The sequence below is a fragment of the Mangrovimonas futianensis genome, assembly GCF_021245805.1.
Taxonomy (GTDB): domain Bacteria; phylum Bacteroidota; class Bacteroidia; order Flavobacteriales; family Flavobacteriaceae; genus Mangrovimonas; species Mangrovimonas futianensis.
In genome coordinates this window covers 213,870-220,304 of record NZ_JAJJNF010000008.1, presented here as the reverse complement: position 1 = coordinate 220,304, position 6,435 = coordinate 213,870, and the positions used below count along the sequence as shown (strand labels likewise).

The 6,435-nt window shown below is 38.7% G+C and carries 4 protein-coding genes; 2 read left to right on the top strand and 2 right to left on the bottom strand.

What is annotated here, in order from left to right; translation table 11 throughout:
* Positions 1-1,895 (bottom strand): FIDD domain-containing protein (locus LOK78_RS14220; RefSeq protein ID WP_232635346.1); only part of this gene is annotated, 1,895 nt, incomplete at its 3' end.
* A gap of 429 nt (positions 1,896-2,324) precedes the next feature.
* Complete coding sequence (gene dnaK / locus LOK78_RS14215) at positions 2,325-4,235, bottom strand: molecular chaperone DnaK (RefSeq protein ID WP_232395602.1); 1,911 nt, start codon at positions 4,233-4,235, stop codon at positions 2,325-2,327.
* A gap of 178 nt (positions 4,236-4,413) precedes the next feature.
* Here dnaK and LOK78_RS14210 point away from each other — a divergent pair, with 178 nt between their 5' ends.
* Together LOK78_RS14210 and LOK78_RS14205 are read left to right on the top strand one after the other, a co-directional pair.
* The gene (locus LOK78_RS14210; protein WP_232635345.1) at positions 4,414-4,923 is read left to right on the top strand and encodes a hypothetical protein; all 510 of its coding nucleotides are present in this window, start codon (positions 4,414-4,416) and stop codon (positions 4,921-4,923) included.
* Positions 4,924-5,001: 78 nt separating this feature from the next.
* Entirely contained in the window at positions 5,002-6,426 is a 1,425-nt protein-coding gene (locus tag LOK78_RS14205; protein WP_232635344.1) for an L-serine ammonia-lyase, read from the top strand.
* The last annotated feature ends 9 nt before the right edge of the window (positions 6,427-6,435 follow it).

The following is a 6,435-nucleotide window of genomic DNA, read 5'->3' as shown; positions in this document are numbered from 1 at the left end:
CCACCAAAACTCCAACTGTAACCTACATAACCGGAAGGACCGTCCAAGGTGATGTCCTCGCCCTCACAGTCTGACGCATCACCAACAGATGGCTCTGGGTTGTCGTAGACCGTAACCGTTGCAGTATCACTTCCAGAACAACCATTATTATCAGTCACCGTTAATGTATAAACACCAGCATCTGCCGAAGTCGCTCCAGTTATCGTTAAATCTTCGGAAGTTCCTACCTCTGATCCACCAAAACTCCAACTGTAACCTACATAACCGGAAGGACCGTCCAAGGTGATGTCCTCGCCCTCACAGTCTGACGCATCACCAACAGATGGCTCTGGGTTGTCGTTCACTGTAATATTGAATTCCGTAGTTCCGACGCATATATTACCGTCACCTTTGTCAGATTCACTACGCACATATATAATATCATCAGCAGATAAATAACTTGCTGGTGTACCAATAGCGCTTTCGTCATTTTGTGCATCCGCCAATGATAAATGGTAACTTAGAGTTCCACCACCGTTATCAGTAATGGCTGATGTAAGGTCGAAGGTCGCTTTGCCTTCTTCCTCCTCACAAAGTTCTAAGTTGTTTGCTTCGGGGAATGGATTTATATATATAGTAAGATCGAACTCTGTTGTGCCATAGCAAACATTACCGTTACCATTGTCAACCTCGCTACGAACATAGATTGTTTTATTTTGAAAAACAGAAAAGAATACAGTAGGATTGCCTATCGGGAGTGCACCGCTATCTGCTGTTGCTTGAGTGTTGTGGAAACTAATTGTTCCCCCACCGTCGTTTGTAATGGCTGTACTAAGGTCGAAGGTTGCCTGTATAACGCCCTGATCGCATAAGGCTAGATCGACGGCTGTTGGTACTGGGTTGTCGTAAATTATAATATTAGCTGAACAGGAAGTTATTGTTCCTCCACTTCCATTTACCAAGGAGTTAGTCAAGGTATAGGTTCCTGCTGCTAAACCTGCTATAGTTGAAGCAAATCCATCAAACGCTGTATTGATACCTTCGCCTGTTAAAGTCCAAGATAATGCATTTCCACAATCATTATTTGTAAAACCATTCAACCAAGTTTCAATAGCACCATTATCACTATCATCTCCACTTCCTTCACAAAAAGTTAAATCTGTTTGAGGACATTCTACTTCAGGTACACAGAAATCAATACTATCACAATCCTTAGTTTTAAAATTAATGTCTCCACCATTTTCAACACTTGATTGGTTATAAAATAAAGCTATGTAATAAACATTGACTACTCCAGCTTGCACAACAGCATCTTCATTTATCCATGTTTTCCATTGGTTTTGATTACTACAGGCACCTTCAACATAATCTAAAGAAGCAATAAGGCTATTACAGTCTCCAACCGGATTCGTAACATCTTGAGGGGCTGATGAACCCGCATAAAATACGGTCCATGCCTCCATTTGTCCTACACCTTGTAATTTGACGGAGTTAATAAACTCAGGAGTGGCAAACTTTATCCACTGCACATAATCATATGGCTGACCATCATCTGGATCAATATAACAACTTGATTCATTAGCTGGAATTTGATTTGAGAACAATGATAAATACCCAGAATTAGGAAAATTTGCAATTGGAGTTGTGGTTGTAACTCCACAACCATCTGTATCGGCAGCTTGTGTACAAGCTATAATTCCATTAGTAGTAGAACTACTGTTGGAGCAGTAAAGTTTAGCCTCACATGGGCTCGGTCCATTTCCAGCAGGATCTGCTTGACATTGAGGCTCCGAACACTGAGCATACAACTGATTACCTGAAAATAAAAAAGCTCCAAAAAATAAGAAACAATAAAAAACTCTTTGAATGAGAGTCTTTTTAAATAATAGCCACGAAGGCCGGGTAGAATTTTTCATGATTACTTTTGTTGATTAATAGCACATTGTTTATAACAAAAGTCATAATGAAAATGAATAGTTTGGGACTAATAAGTAATTGTCCTAACAAAAGTCATAATGAAAACAGGTAGTTTGGGATTAATATATTAGGTCTTAGGAAACCAGTTTTATAGCTATTAATCTTTATCGAGATAACTAAAAAAATTCAGAATATCTGTCTTATCTTAGGGATTGTAAGAGTTTAAAAAAGTAAAATTTCCATATTCTACCAATTATAAACTCCTAACATTTATTAACAAAGGATTACGAATTTAACATTTTTTTTTAAAAATCAAAACAAAAAAGCCAAAATACCTATTAAAGTATTTTGGCTTTTATAATTTTTATCAATTCTCAGTGATTATTTCACTTCTTCAAAGTCTATCTTTCGACTTCGCTCAAGACAGGCTACTTGACTTCTTCAAAGTCTACGTCTTCTACATCACTACCTTGGTTGCTCTCCCCTCCTTGGTTTCCTTCCGGTTGGGCATCTGCAGTTCCATTGGCTTGAGCATCTTGTTGCGCTTTGTACATTTCTTCACTGGCTACTTTCCAAGCTTCATTGATTTTCTCTAAAGCTGGATCTATTTGAGCCAAGTCTTTAGATTCATATGCAGTTTTCAATTCAGCTAAAGCATCTTCAATTGGTTGTTTTTTATCAGCAGATAATTTATCACCAAATTCTTTAAGTTGCTTTTCTGTTTGGAAAATCATAGCATCGGCACTGTTCAATTTTTCAGCAGTTTCCTTAGCCTTAGCATCTGCATCTGCATTTGCTTCTGCTTCTTGCTTCATTCTTTGGATTTCATCTTCGGTTAATCCTGAAGACGCTTCAATACGAATATCTTGAGACTTACCAGATGCTTTATCTGTAGCAGAGACATGAATAATACCGTTGGCATCAATATCAAAGGTCACTTCAATTTGAGGCATTCCTCTTGGTGCTGGTGGAATACCATCCAAATGGAAACGTCCGATGGTCTTATTGTCTGCCGCCATAGGTCTTTCACCTTGCAACACGTGAATTTCTACTGATGGCTGATTATCTGCAGCCGTTGAGAAAACTTGTGATTTCTTAGTAGGAATGGTTGTGTTTGACTCTATCAATCTGGTCATCACATTACCCATAGTTTCAATACCTAATGATAATGGAGTAACATCTAATAATAGTACATCCTTAACATCTCCAGTTAAGACACCTCCTTGAATTCCTGCTCCCACAGCAACTACCTCATCTGGGTTAACCCCTTTACTTGGTTTTTTTCCGAAGAAGTTTTCAACTGCTTCTTGAACAGCAGGGATACGTGTAGAACCACCTACTAAGATGATTTCATCAATATCATTTTTGCTTAAACCAGCAGCTTTCATTGCTTTCTCACATGGTGTGATGGTTCTCTTCACCAAATCATCAATCAATTGCTCAAACTTAGCACGAGTTAAAGTTCTTACCAAGTGTTTAGGTCCACTAGCCGTCGCTGTGATATAAGGCAAGTTGATTTCAGTTTGAGATGAAGAAGACAATTCAATCTTAGCCTTTTCAGCAGCTTCTTTAAGACGTTGTAAAGCCATAGCGTCTTTACGTAAGTCCATATCCTCTTCAGATTTAAACTCATCTGCTAGCCAGTTGATAATTTTCTCATCAACGTCATCACCTCCCAAGTGGGTATCACCATCAGTTGCTAATACTTCAAATACACCGTCTCCTAATTCTAGGATAGACACGTCATGAGTACCACCACCAAAGTCAAATACTACAATTTTTTGATCAGATCCTTTTTTATCTAAACCATATGCTAAAGCAGCTGCAGTAGGTTCATTGATAATTCTTCTAACTTTTAATCCTGCAATCTCACCAGCTTCTTTTGTAGCTTGACGTTGTGAGTCATTAAAGTAAGCTGGAACAGTAATAACTGCTTCACTTACATCTTGTCCTAAATAATCTTCAGCCGTTTTCTTCATTTTTTGAAGAATCATAGCTGACAACTCTTGAGGTGTATACAAACGACCATCAATATCTACTCTAGGTGTATCGTTGTCACCTTTTACTACTTTATATGGTACGCGTTCTGCCTCTCTTTGAGATTCAGAATATTTGTTACCCATAAAACGCTTAATGGAGTAAACCGTTTTATGTGGATTGGTTACTGCCTGACGTTTTGCTGGATCACCAACTTTAATCTCGCCTCCTTCAACAAAAGCGATTACAGATGGTGTGGTACGCTTACCTTCTGCGTTAGGGATTACCACTGGTTCATTACCTTCCATTACTGAAACGCATGAGTTGGTGGTTCCTAAGTCGATTCCAATAATTTTACTCATAATTCCTTTTTATACGTTTATAAATTGTGTTGAATAATCTTTTTTAATTCGTGTTGGATAAGTCAATGATTATGCCATGACAAAAAATATGACACGATGTCATATCTTAAAAAAATAGCTCCTAGTCAAGACTATCAAAACAATTTGTAACTTTAAACAAACTTTAAATACCTTTATCATGAAAAAATTAACATCACTACTTTTATTATGTGTAGCCGCCTTCCTCATGTCTTGTGAAGGGGATCCCGGTCCTGTCGGACCACAAGGACCTCCTGGACCAGAAGGTGGACTTTTTGTTGCCAGTGCTTTTGAAATAGCTATTGACTTTACTGCAAATAATGGATATGAATATATCGAACCCTACGGTTTTGATGTATATCCTTCTGACGTAACGTTGGTTTATATCCTTTGGGAAGTGACACAGGGCTTTGAAGTTTGGAGGCTAACCCCTCAAACTACTGAATTTGAAGATGGGACCACCTTAACTTACAACTATGATTTTACAGATGTAGATGTAAGGTTTTTTCTCGATGGCACAACCGACTTTAGCACCTTAAGTTCGGCATGGACACAAAATCAAATTTTTAGAGTGGTCGTGGTTCCAGCTGATAATGTGGATGCTTTGGATGTAAACAATTTGGACGAAGTCTTAAATGTTGCCAAAATAGATAAAATCATCAAAAAATAACATTCAAATACCCTTAAAAACCCTTTTATCTTACCAACCAAAATGTATCTTTGCAGCCCAATGATAACGTTTTCGTAAATGGAATGCATTTCGGTATTTGATATGCTTAAAATAGGTGTGGGACCTTCAAGTTCCCACACTTTAGGCCCTTGGAGAGCTGCAGAAAGATGGATCAAGGAGCTCAAGGAAAAAAACAGATTTTCAAAAGTTGAAAAAATATCCGTAGATCTATATGGCTCCCTCTCTCTCACGGGCAAGGGACATGCTACTGATTATGCCGTCATGTTAGGCCTAAGTGGTGCGGACCCAGAACGGATTCCCACTGAACTTATTCAAGGTATTGTTGATCAAATAAAAAAAACCAATACCCTAAAATTCAATAACGAAATTGATATTGCCTTTAACTGCAATACGGATATTGTATTCAATAAAAAGTTTCTACCCTTCCATGCTAACGGCCTTACCTTTAGTGCAAAAATAAACGGACGTAATTACAAATCTACCTACTACTCAATTGGTGGTGGTTTTGTAGTGCAGGAAGAACGAAAAACGGCCAAAGCCAATAAAATCATTTTTTATTGTACTTATCCATACCCCGTTGAAAAAGGAACCGATCTCCTAAGGTTTTGTAAGGAATTAAACCTCCCTATATCGCAAGTGGTTCTTGAAAACGAAAAGTCTATCAAAAAGGAGGAGTGTATCAACTCTGAACTAGAACGCATTTGGAATACCATGCTAGAATGCATGTATATTGGTTGCCATACCGAAGGGGAACTTCCCGGTGGTCTCCAAGTAAGGCGTAGAGCCTTTGACATGCATGAAAAGTTGAAAGGTGATTTGCCATATAATTCACCGCAAGAATGGTTGCAGGTTATCCGAAAAACAGAGGTCAAGTTTAGACAAATCCTTAAGTGGGTTAGTTGTTTCGCTCTAGCTGTTAATGAGGTTAATGCCTCATTAGGACGTGTAGTTACGGCCCCAACCAACGGAAGTGCCGGAGTAATCCCAGCAGTTTTGATGTACTACCTAGTGATTGAAAATCATGATGCGGACTTTGAACAAATTAAAAAATTCTTGTTGGTTGCCGGAGAAATTGGGAGCATCTTTAAAAAAGGAGCTACCATATCAGCCGCTATGGGTGGATGTCAGGCAGAAATAGGTGTTTCCTCTGCCATGGCAGCAGGTGCATTATGCGAATTGTTGGGTGGAACCCCTGATCAAGTATTGATGGCTGCAGAAATTGCCATGGAACATCATCTAGGACTAACTTGTGACCCTATTGGTGGCTTGGTACAAGTACCTTGTATAGAACGAAATTCTATGGGTGCCATTAAAGCAATTAATGCTGCTGAACTCGCATTGGAAAGTGACCCTACTAAAGCCAAAGTGCCTTTAGACAAAGTTGTTAATACCATGTGGGAGACTGCCAAAGACATGAATACTAAATACAAAGAAACAAGTGAAGGTGGATTGGCAGTAGGTGTCCATTTGACGGATTGCTAAACATAATGT

Coding starts and splice junctions, on each gene's coding strand:
- dnaK (WP_232395602.1), bottom strand. CDS start 4,235: ATGAGTAAAATTATTGGAATCGACTTAGGAACCACCAACTCATGCGTT.
- LOK78_RS14210 (WP_232635345.1), top strand. CDS start 4,414: ATGAAAAAATTAACATCACTACTTTTATTATGTGTAGCCGCCTTCCTC.
- LOK78_RS14205 (WP_232635344.1), top strand. CDS start 5,002: ATGGAATGCATTTCGGTATTTGATATGCTTAAAATAGGTGTGGGACCT.